The 15,966-nt window shown below is 72.6% G+C and carries 17 protein-coding genes; 8 read left to right on the top strand and 9 right to left on the bottom strand.

The window, feature by feature from the left end; all coding sequences use genetic code 11:
• The first annotated feature begins 142 nt into the window (after positions 1–142).
• On the top strand, positions 143–724 hold the full coding sequence (locus ACZ59A_RS03310) for a TMEM165/GDT1 family protein (protein WP_470952837.1): 582 nt from the start codon (positions 143–145) through the stop codon (positions 722–724).
• A 50-nt stretch (positions 725–774) separates the two neighbouring features.
• Here the strand turns inward: ACZ59A_RS03310 and ACZ59A_RS03305 are convergent, their stop codons facing one another.
• Positions 775–1,464, bottom strand: coding sequence for an HAD-IA family hydrolase (locus tag ACZ59A_RS03305; protein WP_470952835.1), 690 nt, complete (start codon positions 1,462–1,464; stop codon positions 775–777).
• 178 nt (positions 1,465–1,642) lie between these two features.
• Positions 1,643–2,812, bottom strand: coding sequence for a peptidoglycan-binding domain-containing protein (locus ACZ59A_RS03300; RefSeq protein ID WP_470952832.1), 1,170 nt, complete (start codon positions 2,810–2,812; stop codon positions 1,643–1,645).
• A gap of 299 nt (positions 2,813–3,111) precedes the next feature.
• On the opposite strand from ACZ59A_RS03300, the gene ACZ59A_RS03295 reads away from it, so the two are divergent.
• A complete protein-coding gene (locus ACZ59A_RS03295) occupies positions 3,112–5,169 on the top strand; it encodes an MDR family MFS transporter (protein ID WP_470952830.1) in 2,058 nt (685 codons plus the stop codon).
• Positions 5,170–5,196: 27 nt separating this feature from the next.
• Here the strand turns inward: ACZ59A_RS03295 and ACZ59A_RS03290 are convergent, their stop codons facing one another.
• Complete coding sequence (locus ACZ59A_RS03290; RefSeq protein ID WP_470952827.1) at positions 5,197–5,745, bottom strand: GNAT family N-acetyltransferase; 549 nt, start codon at positions 5,743–5,745, stop codon at positions 5,197–5,199.
• Positions 5,746–5,868: 123 nt separating this feature from the next.
• Between ACZ59A_RS03290 and ACZ59A_RS03285 the strand changes: the two genes are divergently transcribed.
• The 3 genes from ACZ59A_RS03285 (at position 5,869) to ACZ59A_RS03275 (ending at position 7,729) form a co-directional block, all read left to right on the top strand.
• On the top strand, positions 5,869–6,492 hold the full coding sequence (locus ACZ59A_RS03285; RefSeq protein WP_468054026.1) for a hypothetical protein: 624 nt from the start codon (positions 5,869–5,871) through the stop codon (positions 6,490–6,492).
• Positions 6,492–6,992: a hypothetical protein gene (locus ACZ59A_RS03280; protein WP_470952824.1), complete on the top strand. Its 501-nt coding sequence runs from the start codon at positions 6,492–6,494 to the stop codon at positions 6,990–6,992. The genes ACZ59A_RS03285 and ACZ59A_RS03280 overlap by 1 nt, the downstream gene beginning before the upstream one ends.
• 182 nt (positions 6,993–7,174) lie before the next feature.
• The gene (locus tag ACZ59A_RS03275; RefSeq protein WP_470952823.1) at positions 7,175–7,729 is read left to right on the top strand and encodes a GNAT family N-acetyltransferase; all 555 of its coding nucleotides are present in this window, start codon (positions 7,175–7,177) and stop codon (positions 7,727–7,729) included.
• Here the strand turns inward: ACZ59A_RS03275 and ACZ59A_RS03270 are convergent.
• The 3 genes from ACZ59A_RS03270 to ACZ59A_RS03260 all read right to left on the bottom strand — a co-directional run bounded on the left by ACZ59A_RS03270 (position 7,707) and on the right by ACZ59A_RS03260 (position 9,838).
• A complete protein-coding gene (locus ACZ59A_RS03270) occupies positions 7,707–8,417 on the bottom strand; it encodes a DUF1775 domain-containing protein (protein ID WP_470952820.1) in 711 nt (236 codons plus the stop codon). The two genes, ACZ59A_RS03275 and ACZ59A_RS03270, sit on opposite strands and share 23 nt — an antisense overlap.
• Before the next feature lie 125 nt (positions 8,418–8,542).
• Positions 8,543–9,109, bottom strand: coding sequence for a sigma-70 family RNA polymerase sigma factor (locus tag ACZ59A_RS03265; protein ID WP_470952818.1), 567 nt, complete (start codon positions 9,107–9,109; stop codon positions 8,543–8,545).
• 57 nt (positions 9,110–9,166) lie between these two features.
• Positions 9,167–9,838, bottom strand: a complete 672-nt coding sequence (locus ACZ59A_RS03260; protein WP_470952815.1) for a hypothetical protein — start codon at positions 9,836–9,838, stop codon at positions 9,167–9,169.
• A gap of 168 nt (positions 9,839–10,006) precedes the next feature.
• Here ACZ59A_RS03260 and ACZ59A_RS03255 point away from each other — a divergent pair, with 168 nt between their 5' ends.
• The 3 genes from ACZ59A_RS03255 to ACZ59A_RS03245 all read left to right on the top strand — a co-directional run bounded on the left by ACZ59A_RS03255 (position 10,007) and on the right by ACZ59A_RS03245 (position 13,264).
• Positions 10,007–11,461 carry a PepSY-associated TM helix domain-containing protein gene (locus ACZ59A_RS03255; RefSeq protein ID WP_470952813.1) on the top strand — a complete coding sequence of 485 codons (1,455 nt, stop codon included), beginning with the start codon at positions 10,007–10,009 and terminating at the stop codon, positions 11,459–11,461.
• A gap of 160 nt (positions 11,462–11,621) precedes the next feature.
• Positions 11,622–12,929, top strand: coding sequence for an ammonium transporter (locus ACZ59A_RS03250; protein ID WP_468054041.1), 1,308 nt, complete (start codon positions 11,622–11,624; stop codon positions 12,927–12,929).
• Positions 12,926–13,264, top strand: coding sequence for a P-II family nitrogen regulator (locus tag ACZ59A_RS03245; RefSeq protein WP_470952810.1), 339 nt, complete (start codon positions 12,926–12,928; stop codon positions 13,262–13,264). Before ACZ59A_RS03250 ends, ACZ59A_RS03245 begins: the two co-directional genes overlap by 4 nt.
• 33 nt (positions 13,265–13,297) lie before the next feature.
• Here ACZ59A_RS03245 and ACZ59A_RS03240 read toward each other — a convergent pair whose 3' ends face one another.
• Genes ACZ59A_RS03240 through ACZ59A_RS03230 form a run of 3 tightly spaced genes read right to left on the bottom strand, consistent with a single transcriptional unit; the run spans position 13,298 to position 15,950 of the window.
• Positions 13,298–14,485 carry an NAD(P)/FAD-dependent oxidoreductase gene (locus ACZ59A_RS03240; protein WP_470952807.1) on the bottom strand — a complete coding sequence of 396 codons (1,188 nt, stop codon included), beginning with the start codon at positions 14,483–14,485 and terminating at the stop codon, positions 13,298–13,300.
• Complete coding sequence (locus ACZ59A_RS03235) at positions 14,482–14,682, bottom strand: ferredoxin (protein ID WP_468054047.1); 201 nt, start codon at positions 14,680–14,682, stop codon at positions 14,482–14,484. Before ACZ59A_RS03235 ends, ACZ59A_RS03240 begins: the two co-directional genes overlap by 4 nt.
• A 23-nt stretch (positions 14,683–14,705) precedes the next feature.
• On the bottom strand, positions 14,706–15,950 hold the full coding sequence (locus tag ACZ59A_RS03230) for a cytochrome P450 (RefSeq protein ID WP_470952804.1): 1,245 nt from the start codon (positions 15,948–15,950) through the stop codon (positions 14,706–14,708).
• Positions 15,951–15,966 lie beyond the last annotated feature (16 nt).

Raw genomic sequence — 15,966 nt, 5'->3', positions numbered from 1 at the left:
GAGCGTACGAGGCCACCGCCGCGTGAGGCGGGCCCGCGTACGCCAGCGAGACCTTCGGCCGCAGTGTCCGACGCTGCCGTGCCGAAGCGACCCCTTTCCCCGGGCCCCTCGGTGCGGCCCGACCCTAAGAGGTATCCAGCCCGTGTTCAGCTTCACCGTCGCCGCCGTGGTCTTCGGCGTCGTCTTCCTCGCCGAGCTGCCCGACAAGACCGCCCTGGCCGGGCTGATGCTCGGCACCCGCTACCGCGCCTCGTACGTCTTCGCCGGCGTCGCCGCCGCCTTCGCCCTCCACGTGGGGATCGCCATCGCGGCGGGCAGCGTGCTCGGCCTGCTGCCGCACCGCTTGCTCCAGACGGTCGTCGGCGTGCTCTTCCTCGGCGGCGCGGCGATCCTGCTGCTGAAGAAGGATGACGAGGAGGAGGAGATCACCAAGCCCGCCGATCAGTCCTTCTGGAAGGTGTCCGGGGCGGGCTTCATGCTGATCCTGGTCGCCGAGTTCGGCGATCTCACCCAGATCATGACCGCCAACCTCGCCGCCCGCTACGACGATCCGCTGTCGGTCGGCGTGGGCGCGGTGCTCGCCCTGTGGGCGGTCGCGGGGCTGGGCATCCTGGGCGGCCGCACCCTGATGAAGTACGTACCGCTGCGGCTGATCACGAAGATCGCGGCGCTGGTGATGCTGGCGCTGGGCGGCTTCAGCCTGTACGAGGCGATCGCGGCGTAAGCCGTTGAGCCGCTGAGCCGCCCTTGGGCGGTGTACGGGTGCCGGGGCGCTCAGCCCGGGAGGCCCGCGGGGTCCGCGGGGTCCGGGAGGTCCGCGAGATGCAGCCGCAGGCCGCCCTCGCCGGGCAGTGCCTCGACCCGCACCTGTGCCAGGTCCCGTACGTGGGCGTCCGGCGCGTGGGCCGCGGCCCGCGGTCCTACGCCGACCACGCGCATCCCGGCCGCCCGGCCCGCCGCGATGCCGACCTCCGAGTCCTCGAAGACCACGCAGTCCCGCGGCGCGAAGCCCAGTTCGGCGGCGCCCTTCAGAAAGCCCTCCGGGTCCGGCTTGCTCGCCCCGACCCGCTCCGCCGTCACCAGGGTGGCGGGCAGCGGCAGTCCGGCCGCGCCCATCCTGGCCCGGGCCAGGCCGTCGTCGGCGGAGGTGACGAGGGCGTGCGGCAGACCGGCGAGCGCGGCCATGAAGGCGGGCGCTCCGGTGATCGGCACCACGCCGTCCAGGTCGGAGGTCTCCCGTTCGAGCATCCACTGGTTGTCGGCCAGGTTCCGCTCCACCGGCCGGTCCGGCAGCAGCGCCGCCATGGTGGCGTGCGCCTGGCGGCCGTGGACCACCCGCAGGACGTATCCGGGGTCCAGCCCCCGTGCGGTGGCCCAGATCCGCCAGTAGCGCTCGACCACGGCGTCCGAGTTCACCAGCGTGCCGTCCATGTCGAGCAGCAGGGCGCGGGCGGTGAGCGGCATGGGGGACTCCAGGGCGCGGCGGTGGACGGGCGGGCCGAAAGAGACACCAAGTGGCTCCGCCCGCCGGTCAGGGAAAACGGGCGGAACCACTTTGTTCCTCCACGATACAAAGCAGTCCGCCCGTACGCCAGTGGCCGGGGGTGTCTTTCGGTTCCGTCTTGCGTCCGGCCCTCGATTTCTACGGTTCGTCGGTCCGGGATTCGAGGTCGCGGCGGGTGTTCTCGCCGTAGACCCCCTCCGGGTCCCCCTTGATGTCGTACCGGTCCTGGTACGACGCGACCGCGTCCTTCACCCCGTCGTCGTACTCGCCGTCCGCGGAGCCGATGAACATCAGCAGCTGGGTCAGCCGCTTCTGCAGCTCGGTGACCTCGGCCCCGCTGTCGCCCTCGCTCAGCACCGGCGGGCCGGTGGGTTCGGGGGTCTTCGTGGGCTCGTCGGACGGCTGCTCGGTCGGCTGCCGCGTCTTGTCCGGCGTGCTGGGCCTGTCCGGCTTCGGGTCGGCGGTCGGGCGCTTCGTGGGCGCCGCCGTGGGCGTACGGGGCGCCGGTGGTGCCGCACGGTCCTGGTCCCGGCTCGTGCTCGGCGGCTGCGCGGGGGACTGCGTGGGACGGGGCTTCTTGCTCGGCGAGGAGCTGTGGGACGGGGTATTGCCCTCGTCCTCGGCAGGCGGCTCGTCCGGGACGCTGGTCTGCGTATCGGCGAGCGCGCCGTCGCCGTGCTTGCCCGCGTTGTCCCTGTTGCCGCCCAGCAGGCCGGTGGTGAAGGCCAGCGTTCCGGCCACGACCACCGCGGCGGCCCCCGCGACCGCCGTGGCGACGGGCTTGCGGCGGCTCTTGCGGCGGCGGCCACCGCCGCCATCGGCGCTGCTGACGGTCTCGTGGTCGGCCCCGCCGCCGTGCCCGTCTCCCTTGAGGGCCCCCTTGGCGGCTCCCGGGGCGGCTCCCGAGGCAGCCCCCGGGGCGCGGCTGTCGCGGCGGCCCGCCGCGGTGATGCGGTCGATCACCCGGGTGCGGTCGACGGGCCCGCCGGGGGTGATGCGGTCGACCGGGGTGATGGGCGCGATGCGGTCGATCACCTGGGTCTCGTCGGCGGCGTCCCCGTTCCCGCCGGTCTCCGGAGCGGACCGCGGCACGGGGGCCGGACCGGGTTCCGCGTCGCGCTGCGCCTTACGGAAGAACCTCCCGACGTCGCGTACGCGGGAGCCGCTCTCACTCTCGCCGGACAGCCTGAGGTACGGACGGACCGCCCGCGGCTGGTCGTCGCCTCGCCCCGCGTCGGCCGCCCGGGCCTCGGTCGTCTGGTCATGGGTTGCCTGCGCACTGGTATCGCCGCTCGCCGGGCCGGTCATGGGCCCGGTGGTCGCCGGGTCCGCCCCCGTCGCACGCTCGGCGCACGCACAGCTGGGTCGGCCGTTCGCGCGGAGCGGTGCGTAGCAGTGCGGGCAGGAATCTGCCGTCACGTAATTTTCCCTCCCTGTATTTCGCAGCGATTATGCGCATCTGATCGTCTTCCGCGCATGTGTTCGTCGTCAGGAGGGGTGCCGGGTGCGTCACGGACGAACCCGGCCCGGCCGACCGTAACAGGGCATAAAGGGCGCGTTGGGGAGAGGATGGGAGGGCGAGCAGCCGAGAAGTCCGAGGAGTCGTCATGGCGCAGGACGCCGGCCGCCCGACTCCGGCCCCGGACCCCGTGGTTCCGGGCCCCGAGGACGGGCGGCCGAAGCGCACGGTCCTGGTGGCCATCGGCGCGCTCCTGATGGGGATGCTGCTCGCGGCGCTCGACCAGACCATCGTCTCCACCGCGCTGCCGACCATCGTCAGCGACCTCGGCGGTCTCGACCATCTGTCCTGGGTGGTGACCGCGTATCTGCTCGCCTCCACCGCCGCCACCCCGCTGTGGGGCAAGCTCGGCGACCAGTACGGGCGCAAGAGGCTCTTCCAGGCGGCGATCGTCATCTTCTTGGCCGGTTCGGCGCTGTGCGGGCTCGCCCAGAACATGGGCCAGCTGATCGGCTTCCGCGGGCTGCAGGGGCTGGGCGGCGGCGGGCTGATCGTGCTGTCGATGGCCATCGTCGGCGATATCGTCCCGCCCCGTGAACGCGGCCGCTACCAGGGTCTCTTCGGCGCCGTCTTCAGCTGCACCAGTGTGCTGGGGCCGCTGCTCGGCGGGCTCTTCGTGGACCAGCTCAGCTGGCGCTGGGTGTTCTACATCAACATCCCCGTCGGCGTCGTCGCGCTCCTCGTGATCGCCTCCGTCCTGCACATCCCGGTCCGCCGCACCCCGCACACCATCGACTACCTCGGCACCGGCCTCATCGCCGGGGTGGCCGCCGCCCTGGTGCTGATGGCCTCGCTCGGCGGCGTCACCTACGACTGGGGGTCCTGGCAGATCGTCGGGCTCGCGGTGCTCGGCGTCGTCCTGCTGATCGCCTTCGTGTACGTGGAGCGGCGGGCCGCCGAACCGGTGCTGCCGCTGAAGCTCTTCCGCAGCCGCACCTTCACGCTCTGCGCCGTCATCGGCTTCGTCGTCGGCTTCGCGATGTTCGGCAGCATGGTCTATCTGCCGACCTTCCTCCAGGTCGTCCAGGGCGTCTCGCCGACCCTCTCCGGCGTGCACATGCTGCCGATGGTCCTCGGCATGCTGCTGTGCTCCACCGTCTCCGGCGAGCTGGTCAGCCGCACCGGCCGCTACAAGGTCTTCCCGATCCTGGGCACCGCCGTGACCGGCATCGGGCTGCTGCTCCTGCACCAGCTGCGCGAGAGCAGCGGGGTCGTCGAGACCAGCGTCTACTTCTTCGTCTTCGGCTGCGGGCTCGGACTGGTCATCCAGGTGCTGGTGCTGATCGTGCAGAACTCGGTGAGCTACCAGGACCTGGGCGTCGCCACCTCCGGGGCGACCTTCTTCCGTTCCATCGGCGCCTCCTTCGGCGTGTCCGTCTTCGGCTCGATCTTCGCGGGCAACCTCACCCCCAAGATCACCGAGGCGCTCGCCGGGCGGTCGCTCCCGCCGGGCATCACCCCCGCCGGGCTCGCCGCCGACCACCGCACCCTCGGGCGGCTGCCACCGGGCGACCGGGCCGGGGTGGTGCACGCGTACGCCCTCTCCATCACCGACGTCTTCCTCTACGCGGTCCCGGTCGTGCTGCTCGCCTTCGTCCTCGCCTGGTTCCTGCGGGAGGAGCCGCTGCGCGGCAGCGTCACCGCGCCCGAGGCCAGCGAGGTCCTGGCCAGCAACCCCGTGCAGCGCTCCTCGTACGACGAATGCGCGCGGGCCCTGTCGCTGCTGGGCTGCCGCGAGGGCCGCCGGAAGATCTACGTCGACATCACCCGGCGGGCCGGGCTCGACCTGCTCCCGGCCGCCAGCTGGATGCTGCTGCGCATCCGCCACTACGGCTCGGTCGAGCCCGCCGTCCTGGCCGAGCGCACGCCCGTACCGCTGCGGGCCATCACCGGCGCGGCGCGCCAGATCGAGGAGCGCGGGCTCGGCGTGCGGTACGGGCTCGGCCTGTCCCTGACTCCCAGGGGCCGGGAGGCCGCGGACCGCCTCTTCCGGGCGCGCGAGGCGTCGCTGGCCGAGCTGCTGGGCGACTGGTGGTCACCGGACCGGCCGACGGATCTGGTCGAGCTGGTGGACGAGCTGACGACGGAGATGTGCGGCTCCGACGCCGAGCGCCCCTGGCGCCGGGAGCCGCCGGGGGCGGTGTGAGCCGCCGAGGCGGTGTGAGCGCCGCGCTTACGCGAGGTCCTTGGCCATCCACACCTCGGCGTACGGCCCCTCGCTGAACGCCGGTACGTCCCGGTAGCCGTGGCGCGCGTACAGCGCCCGCGCCTCGACCAGATCGCGCCGGGTGTCCAGCACGATCCGTACGACGCCCAGCTCGCCCGCCGCGCTCTCGATGCCCGCGAGCAGTGCGGCGCCGCCGCCGAGCCCGCGCTTGCCCGGGCGCAGGAACACCCGCTTCAGCTCCCCGGTACGGGCGTCCCGCCGCCGCAGCCCTGCGCAACCGGCCGCCTCGCCGCCGTGCCGCGCCACCAGCAGCACTCCGTCCGGCGGGGCCAGGTCGTCGCTGGGCATCTCGCGCAGCGCCCGCTCGACCTCCTCGGAGGTCGCGTCGCGGCCCTCGTGGAGCCGGTAGTAGCGGTCGGCCACGTCGGTCATGTACTCGCGCAGCAGCGTGACCGCGACCGGGTCGGTGACGGGCCGCGCGGCGACGGCCCAGGACAGGCTGCGGGACGGGCTGTGGGCGTTCGGCGCCTGGGGTGTACGGGGCATGAGCGGCATCCTGACACTCGCCCGTCGTCGCACGCATCGCGATGTGACGCGGTTTGAGCGCGGGGGAGTGGGCTACCCGGCCTCGCAGAGCCCCCGAACAGCGGGGCACCTGCGGGAAGGCAGAAGCAGACCATGTCAACTGGCGCGATCATCATCGTGGTTGCCGCTGCGGTCGTTCTGGCGACCGTGCTCGCCGCGGGCTTCGTACGTGCGCGTGGGGGCGGCGGGAGGAATGCTCTGCGACGCCACTTCGGGCCCGAGTACGACCTGAACGTCGCCGAGCACGCGGGCGACACCAAGGCGGCGGAGCGCGAACTCGAGACGCGGCTGCGGCGGTATCGAGACCTCAAGACCGAACCCCTCCCCGGAGAGCTGCGCGAGCGCTATCTGGCCGAATGGGTGGGCACCCAGGAGCAGTTCATCGAGTCCCCGGAGCACGCGGTGGCCGGGGCGGACCAGCTGCTCGCCCGCCTCGCGCGGGACCGCGGCTATCCGTCGGACCGCTACGAGGAGCAGGTCGCGGCGCTGTCCGTGCACCACGCGGACTGTGTGCAGGGCTACCGGCAGCTCCACGCCGCGGCCGCCCGCGCCCGTGAGGGCCGGGCCGACACCGAGGAGCTGCGCGAGGCCGTGGTGCACGCCCGGCCCTTCTTCGAGGAGCTGGTGAAGCCGCCCCACCACGCGCCGGACGGGCACGAGGGGGTCAGCAGGGGCCGGAAGTCCCACGGCTGGAACATCGGGAAGGCGGGTGCGTGATGACGAACCACGGCCCCGAGCGGAACCACGGCCTGGAAGCGGGCTACGGCCCCGGACCCGGTTCCGTCCCCGGACCCGGCCCCGCGGAACCCGGCCCCGAGCACAGCAACGGCCACCGGCGGCACGGCTTGGAGAAGCACGAAGTGCCGCCCCAGCCCGAAGTGCCGCCTGTCGGCGTGCCGATGGGCGACGTCACGGATCGGACGGCCACCCCGGACGGCCCCAGCTTCCCCGTCCTGCCGACGAGCGAGCACGACCAGCTGAACCAGCGTCTGCGGTACGCGGTCAGCGGCTTCGTGGACGCCCCGCGCGGCTCGGTGGAAGAGGCGGACGCCCTCCTCGAAGAGATCTCGGCCCGCCTGGTCGACCTCCTCGCGGAACGCCGCCACACCCTCCGCGCCGCCTGGCACGAAGGCACCACGGGCACCGCGGAGACGGAGGAGCTGCGCTTGGCCATGCGCGGCTACCGCAACGTCCTGGAGCGGCTGCTCGACGTCTGAGCCAGCAGCCTCCCCTCCCCGGGGCCGCTGCCCGGACCTTGCTCCGGGCGGCGGCCTTCTTCGCGTGCGCGCGCGGCTGGACTGCGATGATGCGGCGGTCAGTTGTGACGCCGCGCCGGACGCACCGCCGGTTCCGGAACCGGCGGTGCGTCCGGATCCGGCTCCGGGAGAGGAAGCCCGCCATGCCCCCGATAGACCTCCTGTCCGCCGAGACGTTCCCCGACAGCGTCAAGGGCCTCGCCGAGGTCCTGGCCGACGCCGTCGGCGGCGGCGCCTCCATGGGGTTCCTCGCCCCCTTCGGCCACGACGACGCCGCCGCGTGGTGGCAGGCCCAGGCCCCGGTGGTGGCCGACGGCAGTCTGCTCGTCTGGGTCTGCCGCGACCCGGAGGGCGCGGGCGGCATCGTCGGCACCGTCAGCCTGGTCCTGGCCCGCAAGCCCAACGGCGGGCACCGCGCGGAGATCATCAAGCTGGCAGTCCACCGCGCCGCCCGTGGCCGGGGCCTGGCCCGGGCGCTGCTGGCCACCGCAGAGGCGGCCGCCCGCGCCGCCGGTGTCACCCTCCTGATGCTGGACACCGTCACCGGCAGCCCGGCCGAGCGCGTCTACCTCGCCGCCGACTGGACCCGCTACGGCATCGTCCCCGACTACGCCGCGGACCCGGACGGCGCTCTGGAGGACTGCAGCTTCTTCTACAAGCGGCTGCCGGGCCGGGTCAGCCCTGGCGGCGCTGTTTGAACACCCACAGCCCCGCGCCCGCGACGATCAGGACGCCGATGCTGATGCCGATAGCGGTCGCGGCGCCCGCGTTGCTGTTCTCTTCCTCGTCCGCCTTCTGCTCCGTCTTGTCCGATGCCTTGTCGGACGTCTTCTCCGACGTCTTGTCCCCGGCGTCCTGAGACGGGGACGGGGAGGGAGACTTCGACGGCTTGGACCCGGCCGCCGCCGCCTTCAGTTCGAGGACCGGCGCGGGCTCCTCCGGTTCCGGGCCGTCGCCGGGCAGTTCGATCCACCGCGAGACCTTGCCGTCGCTGTAGGTCTCGATCGTCTTGAACGCCAGCGACTTCGCGTCGGGCAGCTGCCGCACCTTGACCTTGTGGACGGCGTTCGTCCCCACGGCCAGCTTCGGCCCGCTGAGGGTGTAGCCGTCCTTGTTGGGCTTCATCTTCCAGCCCTTGGGCGCCTCGTCCAGCGCGACGTCCCCCGGTGCGATGCCTTCGGGCAGCACCACGCGCACCTCGGTGAAGCCGCCGGACTCCGACTCGGCCTCGCCCGTGAAGGTGAGGACGACGTCCTTGGCCAGCGCCCGGGCGTCGGAGGCCGTGACTTCCGCATGGGCGGACGCGGGACCGGCGAAGGCGAGCGTCGCGGCGAGCGCGGCGGCGCTCACGGCACCGACGCGGCGCATCGTACGCATGGTTGACATCAGCGAGACTCCTCAAAACGGATGACAGATAGTGAAATGTGTCAGCTGATCTGTGTCAGCGGTCAGTTGATACCGGTCACCTGATACCGGTCACCTGATATCAGTCAGCTGTTCTCGGTCAGCTGTCAGTGGTCAGCTGTCCGCAGCAGCGCGGTCATGTGCTCGCGGGCGCGGGACACCCGGGACCGGACGGTCCCCACGGGGCAGCCCGTGGCCGAGGCGGCGTCGGCGTAGGGGAACCCGAGGAGCTGGGTGAGGACGAACGCCTCGCGGCGCGGGGCGTCCAGCGTCGCCAGCAGTTCGAGCAGGGCCACGCCCTCCTCGAAGCCGGGCAGCCCGGCGGGCTGGGCCCGTTCGGCGAGCGTCCGCCAGTCGGTCGTCTCCGCGATGCGGGGGCGGGCGGCCGCCGCGCGGTAGCGGTCGACGACCGTACGGCGGGCGATCGACAGCAGCCAGGTGCGTGCGCAGGAGCGCCCGGCGAACCGGGGCAGCCCGGCCAGCGCCCGCAGATACGTTTCCTGGGTCAGGTCGTCGGCGCCGTGCACATCGGCGCTCAGATGGACGACGAAGCGCCAGACGTCGGGATGGGTGGCGCGGATGAAGTGCTCGACGGCGTCCGCGTCGCCGTCGCGGGCGGCCAGCGCCCATGCGGTGATCTGCTGATCACGGTCCTGTACGAGGGCAGGGGTCATCGCCTGTTGTCCTCCGAAGTGATGGGCTTCCGCCCGTCACCGGTCGGGACAGGCGGGTCAGATGCGCATCAGACCCTCGGGGGGACCTCTCCGGGCGACGACGTAGTGCAGCAGCGCCTCGCGCACCGCGCGCCCGGCTCCCGGTCGCGCCGGAAGGCGGCGGACGGGCAGCGGCAGGGCGTCCGCGCCCAGCAGCCGCAGGACCAGGCGCAGCGGTACGAAGACGGCGGCCGCGAGCGTACGGGCCAGCCGGAACGCGGCGGCCTCGCCGCACCACAGCCACACTCCGCACACCAGCGCGGCCAGCGCGTGGGCCAGCAGCATGCCGGGGGTGATGCCGTCCGCCGCCGACGCCATATGCGCATCGGCCATCCCGGCCATGCCCCGCATGCCCTCCATGCCGGGGCCGCCGCTCATGTCACCGCCGCCATGCGCGCCGTGCGCGCCATGTCCCATGGATGCCCGCGCGCCCTGCGGGGACTGCGAGAAGTGGAACAACAGGTGCAGCGCGAGCTGCGCCCCCATCGTCGCCCCGGTCACGATCGCGCCCCCGCGCTGCCGCCCCGTCAGCCACCATGCCGCGGAGGCGGTGGCGAGAAACGCCGCGCCCAGCATCCACCCCGGCACGGCTCCGCCGGACATCACCGCATGGCCCAGGGCCGCCATCACCACACACACCACCGCGAAGATCGCGGCACGTGTGGTGCGCAGGGCTGGGCCGGGTGTCATGCCGGTCATCGTGCCACCCACCTCGGGTGACGGTGCGAACTCGTCTCAAGTTGATAAAACGCACAGGCATGTGACTCAGGTCACAGAAAGTCGCCGGAACTCCAGTCCCCCTCACTCCGACTACTGGACGAGCACGCCGCGCACCACCCCTGAGCCAGGAGGGCCACCATGTCCACCGAGGAACACGTCGCCCCGGCCGCCGTCGCCGCCGACGGCGACGTGGCCGACCGGGACACCCCTGCCCGCTCGGCCTGGTCCGTGCTGCGCCCGCTGGTGCTGCGGCTGCACTTCTACGCCGGTGTCCTCGTCGCCCCGTTCCTGCTGATCGCGGCCACCACGGGACTGCTGTACGCGGCCTCCTACCAGGCGGAGAAGGTCGTCTACGGCCACGAGCTGCGCGTTCCGGCCGGTGACGCCAAGCTGCCCCTCTCCCGGCAGATCGACGCCGCCCGCAAGGCGCACCCGGAGGGCACGATCAGCGCGGTGCGCCCGTCGCCGGACGACACCGCCACCACCCGGGTGCTGCTCTCCGGGGTGCCGGGGGTCGCCGAGGGCCATACCCGCGCCGTCTTCGTCGACCCGTACACCGCGAAGGTGCGCGGCGCGCTGGAGCAGTACGGCAGCACCGGCGCCCTGCCGCTGCGCACCTGGATCGACGAGTTCCACCGCGATCTGCACCTCGGCCAGACCGGCCGTCTCTACAGCGAACTCGCCGCCAGCTGGCTGTGGGTGATCAGCGGTGGCGGGCTGCTGCTCTGGTTCGCCCGCCGCCGCCGTAACCGCCGTGCCACCGCCGACGCCACTGCCCCCACCGCCGACGCGACCGCCCCCGCCGCCGGCCGCCGCCGCACCCTGGCCCTGCACGGCGGCCTCGGCGTCTGGGTGGCGGCGGGGCTGTTCTTCCTGTCCGCCACCGGGCTCACCTGGTCCACGTACGCCGGGGCGAACGTCACCGACCTGCGCGCCGCGGTCGGCCAGTCCACACCCGCCGTGGCCTCGGGGCTCACCGGTGAACACGCCGGTCACGGCAGCATGCCCGGGATGGACATGGGCGGTTCGGGCGGCGGGCAGCACACCACCGACGTCGGCTACGACACCGTGCTGCGGGCCGCCCGGTCGAAGGGCCTCGGCGACCCGGTGGAGATCGTGCCGCCGTCCGGCCCGAGCGCCGCGTACACGGTCAGCCAGATCCAGCGCAGCTGGCCGGAGAAGCAGGACGCGGTCGCCGTGGCCCCGGCCACCGGCGAGGTCACCGACACCGTGCGGTTCGCCGACTATCCGCTGCTGGCCAAGCTGAGCCGGTGGGGCATCGACCTCCACACCGGAGTCCTCTTCGGCATCGTCAACCAGCTCGCCCTGGCGGCACTCGCCCTCTCCCTGATCCTGCTCATCGTCTGGGGCTACCGCATGTGGTGGCAGCGCGGCCGGACCGGCGCCTTCGGCCGCCCCCTCCCGCGCGGCGCCTGGCGGCAGGTGCCGGTGTACGTCCTGGCCGCGCTGACCGTCGGGATCGCGGTGGTGGGCTACTACCTGCCGCTGCTGGGCATCCCGCTGGCCGCGTTCCTGGCCGCGGACATCGCGGCGGGCCGGATCGCCGCCCGGCGAGCGGCTCAGCGCGCCTAGGCGGTGAATGAATCGAAACGCCGACGCAATACGAAACATCGAGGAAACACGTCCGTGCGCAAGCGGTAACGCCCGGACGTGAACCTTCCCTGGTGGCCGTCGAGCACCATCGAGCACCCGTCGATGCGTGCCACGCCGACAGGAAAGGTGACATAACGACATGCCGACCGGATTCAACGCCGGCGACACCGCATGGCTGCTGGCCAGCACCGCGCTCGTGCTGCTCATGACGCCCGGGCTCGCCCTCTTCTATGGCGGCATGGTGCGGGCCAAGAGCGCACTGAACATGCTGATGATGAGCTTCGTCGCCATCGCCGTCGTCACCGTGATCTGGCTGCTCGTCGGCTACAGTCTCGCCTTCGGCAAGGATCTCGGGGGCGCCGGGCTGCTCGGCGGGCTGGAGCATGTGGGGATGCGCGGCATCGGGCCGACGTCGCTGACCGGGAGTGTGCCGACGTTCCTCCACGCCGCCTTCCAGCTCACCTTCGCGATCATCACGGCCGCGCTGATCAGCGGGGCCATCGCGGACCGGGCGCGGTTCGGGGCGTGGGTGGCGTTCGTCGCGGTGTGGACGCTGCTCGTATACGTTCCGGTGGCGCACTGGGTGTTCGCGCCGGGCGGCTGGATCCTGGACAAGCTGGGGGCGCTGGACTTCGCGGGCGGCACCGTCGTGGAGGTCAACTGCGGGGCCTCCGGGCTGGCGCTGGCGCTGCTGCTCGGGCCGCGGATCGGCTTCCGGAAGGAGGCCATGCGGCCGCACAACCTGCCGCTGGTGCTGCTCGGCGCCGGGCTGCTGTGGTTCGGATGGTTCGGGTTCAACGCCGGGTCGGCGCTGGGGGCCAACGGCATGGCGGCCGCCGCGTTCATCAACACCCAGGCGGCGGGCTGCACCGGGCTGCTGGGCTGGCTCGTGGTCGAGAAGCTCCGCGACGGCCACGCCACCACCCTCGGCGCCGCGTCCGGCGCGGTCGCCGGGCTGGTCGCGATCACCCCGTCGTGCGGTTCCGTGGGCGTCGCCGGGGCGCTGCTGATCGGGCTCGCGGCCGGGGTGCTGTGCTCGTACGCGGTGAGCTGGAAGTTCCGCTTCGGCTACGACGATTCGCTCGACGTCGTCGGCGTCCACCTGGTGGCCGGGATCGTCGGCACCGTGCTGATCGGCGTGTTCGCCACCTCCGTGATGACCGGCGGCCCGGCCGGGCTGCTGTCCGGCGGCGGCGCGGGACAGCTGGGCAAGCAGATCGTGGCGGTGCTGGCGGTGGGCGCGTACGCGTTCGTCATGACCTACGGCATCGGGAAGGCCATCGACCGGATCATGGGCTTCCGGGCCGCCGAGGAGGACGAGCGGTCCGGACTCGACCTCGCCGTCCACGCCGAGAGCGCCTATGATCACGGGGTTCTGGGCCACGGCGTGCCGCAGAACGCCGCCCATCGCCCACCGCTTCACTCCGACAGGACCCCGACCGCATGAAGCTGATCACCGCGATCGTCAAGCCGTTCAAGCTGGACGATGTGAAGACGGCGCTGCTGGAGATCGGTGTGCAGGGCCTCACCGTCACCGAGGCCAGCGGCTTCGGCCGCCAGCGCGGCCACACCGAGGTCTACCGCGGTGCCGAGTACCGCATCGACTTCGTGCCCAAGGCGCGCATCGAGGTGGTCGTGGAGGACGCCGAGGCCGACGCCGTCATGGACGCCATCGTGACCGCCGCCCGCACCGGGCGGATCGGCGACGGCAAGGTGTGGGCCGTCGAGGTGGACGACTTCGTGCGCGTCCGCACGGGGGAGCGGGGACCGGACGCGGTCTGACCCGCGCCGTCCCCGCCCCGCCCGCGCGGGGCGTCACGCCGCCGTCGTGGCCCGGTGCACCGCGTCCGCCCACCGCGCCCCGGCGGCGATCGACTGCCGCCAGCCGCGCAGCACCCGGGGCGGTACGCCCACGGCGAGCACCCCGGTCAGCCGGTCCTCGCGGCGGTACGCGGCCAGGAACGCCCCCTCGTCCAGGGCGCCTTCCACCACGGCCACCTCGTCATGGCCGCGCAGCTGGCCGTACGCCTGGATCCGCATGCCGTACTGGTCGGACCAGAAGTACGGCACCGGCTGATACGGCCGCCGCGCCTCCGGCGCCGGGGCGAGCAGATTGCGGGCCGCCGCCATGCCCTGCTCGGTGGCGTTCGTACGGTGCTCGATCCGCATCGCCGTACCGAACAGCGGGTTGTGCCAGCACGCGACGTCGCCTGCCCCGTAGACACCGGGTGCGGCGGCGCTGAACTCGTCGCACACCAGCCCGTTGCCCAAGGTGAGCCCGCTGCCCGCCAGCCACTCGGTGTTGGGTACGGAACCGACGGCGACCAGCACCTCGTCCGCCGCGACCCACGCGCCGTCCGCCAGCCGGACCCCGCCGCCGGTCACCTCGGTCACCGTGACCCCGGTGCGCAGATCCACACCGTGGTCGAGGTGCGCCCGCGACAGCACCCGGCCGACGTCCTCGCCGACCGCGGCCGCCAGCGGTACCGGCGCCGGTTCCAGCAGGGTCACCTCCGCGCCCAGCCCGCGCGCGACGGCGGCCGCCTCGGCGCCGAGGAACCCGGCGCCGACCACCACCAGCCGCGTGCCCTCCGCCAGCCGGTCGCGCAGTGCCAGCGCGTCGTCCAGGGTGCGCAGCACATGTGCGCCCCCGTCCCCGGGCAGTCGGCGCGGCCGTACGCCGGTGGCGACGACCAGCCCGTCGTACGGGACCTCGGCCCCATCGGCGAGCGCGACCGTCCGCCCGGCCGCGTCGAGCCCGGTCGCGGCGACGCCGAGCCGCAGGTCGAGCCCGAGCGCGTCCAGTTCGTCCCGGCCGCGCAGCGGCAGCCGTCCGGCGTCCCACCGCCCGTCGAGGATCTGCTTGGACAGCGGCGGCCGGTCATACGGAGTGTGCGGTTCGTCGCCGACGAGGGTGACGGTGCCGTCGTACCCCTCCCGGCGCAGGGTCTCCGCCGCCGCGAGCCCGGCGGCGGAGGCACCTACCACGAGGACGCGCTTCAATCCTGCTCCACCACCCGGATGGCCGCCGCCGGGCATATCATCGCGGACTCCCGTACGTCGGCGTGGAGTTCGGCGCCGGGCCGCTCGTCCAGCAGCACGACCATCCCGTCCTCGTCCCGCTGGTCGAACACGTCGGGCGCGATCATCACGCACTGACCGGACGCGACACACTTGGGAACATCGACTTCGACTCGCATGGTGACTCCCTCGGATCCTTTGTTCACGATGCCCACGTGACGGGCAGTTCGTAGACGCCGTACACGAGGCCATCATGCTTGAACGACAGTTGGTCGACGCCGGTCGCCAGCCGCAGCGTGGGGATACGGCGGTAGAGCGTGCTGTAGACGACCTGAAGCTCCACCCGGGCGAGCGGCTGGCCCAGGCACTGGTGGACGCCGAAGCCGAACGCCATGTGGCGGCGGGCGTCGCGGCTGATGTCCAGCCGGTCGGGCTCGGGGAAGAGCTCCGCGTCCCGGTTGCCGGTGCCGGTGTAGATGATCATGCCGTCCCCGGCGCGGATGGTCTCGCCGCCGATCTCGATGTCCTCCAGCGCGACCCGGCTGCGCCCGTTGTGCACGATCGTCAGATAGCGCAGCAGCTCCTCGACGGCCTTGGCGACCACCTTCGGTTCCTCGGTCTCCCGCAGGACGGCGAGCTGGTCGGGGTTCTCCAGCAGGGCGACGGTGCCGAGGGCGATCATGTTGGCGGTGGTCTCATGACCGGCGATCAGCAGCAGTACGCCCATGGTGGCGGCCTCGCGGCGGGTCAGCTCACCGTTCCTGACCCGGGTGGCCAGCTCGGAGAGCATGTCGTCGGCGGGCTCGGCGAGTTTGACCCCCACCAGCTCGTCCAGATAGTCGGTCAGCGCGTCGTTGGCGCCGATCACTTCCGCGGCCGACGACTGCCGGTTGATCATGAGCGAGCTGTTCTGCTGGAAGAAGTCGTGATCCTCGTACGGCACTCCGAGGAGTGTGCAGATCACCAGGGACGGCAGCGGCAGGGCGAACGCGCGCACCAGATCGGCCGGGTCGGGCCCGGCCAGCATCGCGTCGATCAGGTCGTCGGTGATCTTCTGGATGGCGGGCCGCATCGCCTCGACCCGCTTGATGGCGAACGGGGCGGTGACCATGCGGCGGATCCGCGCGTGCTCGGGGTCGTCCATGGAGATGAAGGAACGCCGCCGTGAGGCGTTCGCGCGGAAGCCCGCGTTCGGATGCGGAAATCCGGGCAGCGTGGCCTGGGAACTGGCCCGCGGGTCGGCGAGCAGGGCGCGCCCGTCGGCGTACCCGGTCACCAGCCACGGGGTGCTGCCGTCCCACATCCGCACCTTCGCGACCGGCCGTTCGGCGTGCATCGCCTGCGCGGTCGGCGGCGGGTCGAAGGGGCACTTCGCCGCCCGCGGCATCGGGTACGCGGGAATCTGCTCTTCCGACTGGGCCGTGTTCTCTGCCAGCGTCTCGGTCATGTCTCTCCTCGGGTGG

The sequence above is a fragment of the Streptomyces sp. NPDC040405 genome (genome assembly GCF_055595765.1).
Note: the sequence above shows the minus strand (reverse complement) of the source record. Positions and strands in the feature narration are given on the sequence as shown.

What these genes read in the sequence shown, in the direction of transcription:
- ACZ59A_RS03305 (WP_470952835.1), bottom strand. Translation starts at nt 1,464, where the DNA reads ATGCCGCTCACCGCCCGCGCCCTGCTGCTCGACATGGACGGCACGCTG.
- ACZ59A_RS03300 (WP_470952832.1), bottom strand. Translation starts at nt 2,812, where the DNA reads ATGACCGGCCCGGCGAGCGGCGATACCAGTGCGCAGGCAACCCATGAC.
- ACZ59A_RS03295 (WP_470952830.1), top strand. Translation starts at nt 3,112, where the DNA reads ATGGCGCAGGACGCCGGCCGCCCGACTCCGGCCCCGGACCCCGTGGTT.
- ACZ59A_RS03290 (WP_470952827.1), bottom strand. Translation starts at nt 5,745, where the DNA reads ATGCCGCTCATGCCCCGTACACCCCAGGCGCCGAACGCCCACAGCCCG.
- ACZ59A_RS03285 (WP_468054026.1), top strand. Translation starts at nt 5,869, where the DNA reads ATGTCAACTGGCGCGATCATCATCGTGGTTGCCGCTGCGGTCGTTCTG.
- ACZ59A_RS03280 (WP_470952824.1), top strand. Translation starts at nt 6,492, where the DNA reads ATGACGAACCACGGCCCCGAGCGGAACCACGGCCTGGAAGCGGGCTAC.
- ACZ59A_RS03275 (WP_470952823.1), top strand. Translation starts at nt 7,175, where the DNA reads ATGCCCCCGATAGACCTCCTGTCCGCCGAGACGTTCCCCGACAGCGTC.
- ACZ59A_RS03270 (WP_470952820.1), bottom strand. Translation starts at nt 8,417, where the DNA reads ATGTCAACCATGCGTACGATGCGCCGCGTCGGTGCCGTGAGCGCCGCC.
- ACZ59A_RS03265 (WP_470952818.1), bottom strand. Translation starts at nt 9,109, where the DNA reads ATGACCCCTGCCCTCGTACAGGACCGTGATCAGCAGATCACCGCATGG.
- ACZ59A_RS03260 (WP_470952815.1), bottom strand. Translation starts at nt 9,838, where the DNA reads ATGACACCCGGCCCAGCCCTGCGCACCACACGTGCCGCGATCTTCGCG.
- ACZ59A_RS03255 (WP_470952813.1), top strand. Translation starts at nt 10,007, where the DNA reads ATGTCCACCGAGGAACACGTCGCCCCGGCCGCCGTCGCCGCCGACGGC.
- ACZ59A_RS03250 (WP_468054041.1), top strand. Translation starts at nt 11,622, where the DNA reads ATGCCGACCGGATTCAACGCCGGCGACACCGCATGGCTGCTGGCCAGC.
- ACZ59A_RS03245 (WP_470952810.1), top strand. Translation starts at nt 12,926, where the DNA reads ATGAAGCTGATCACCGCGATCGTCAAGCCGTTCAAGCTGGACGATGTG.
- ACZ59A_RS03235 (WP_468054047.1), bottom strand. Translation starts at nt 14,682, where the DNA reads ATGCGAGTCGAAGTCGATGTTCCCAAGTGTGTCGCGTCCGGTCAGTGC.
- ACZ59A_RS03230 (WP_470952804.1), bottom strand. Translation starts at nt 15,950, where the DNA reads ATGACCGAGACGCTGGCAGAGAACACGGCCCAGTCGGAAGAGCAGATT.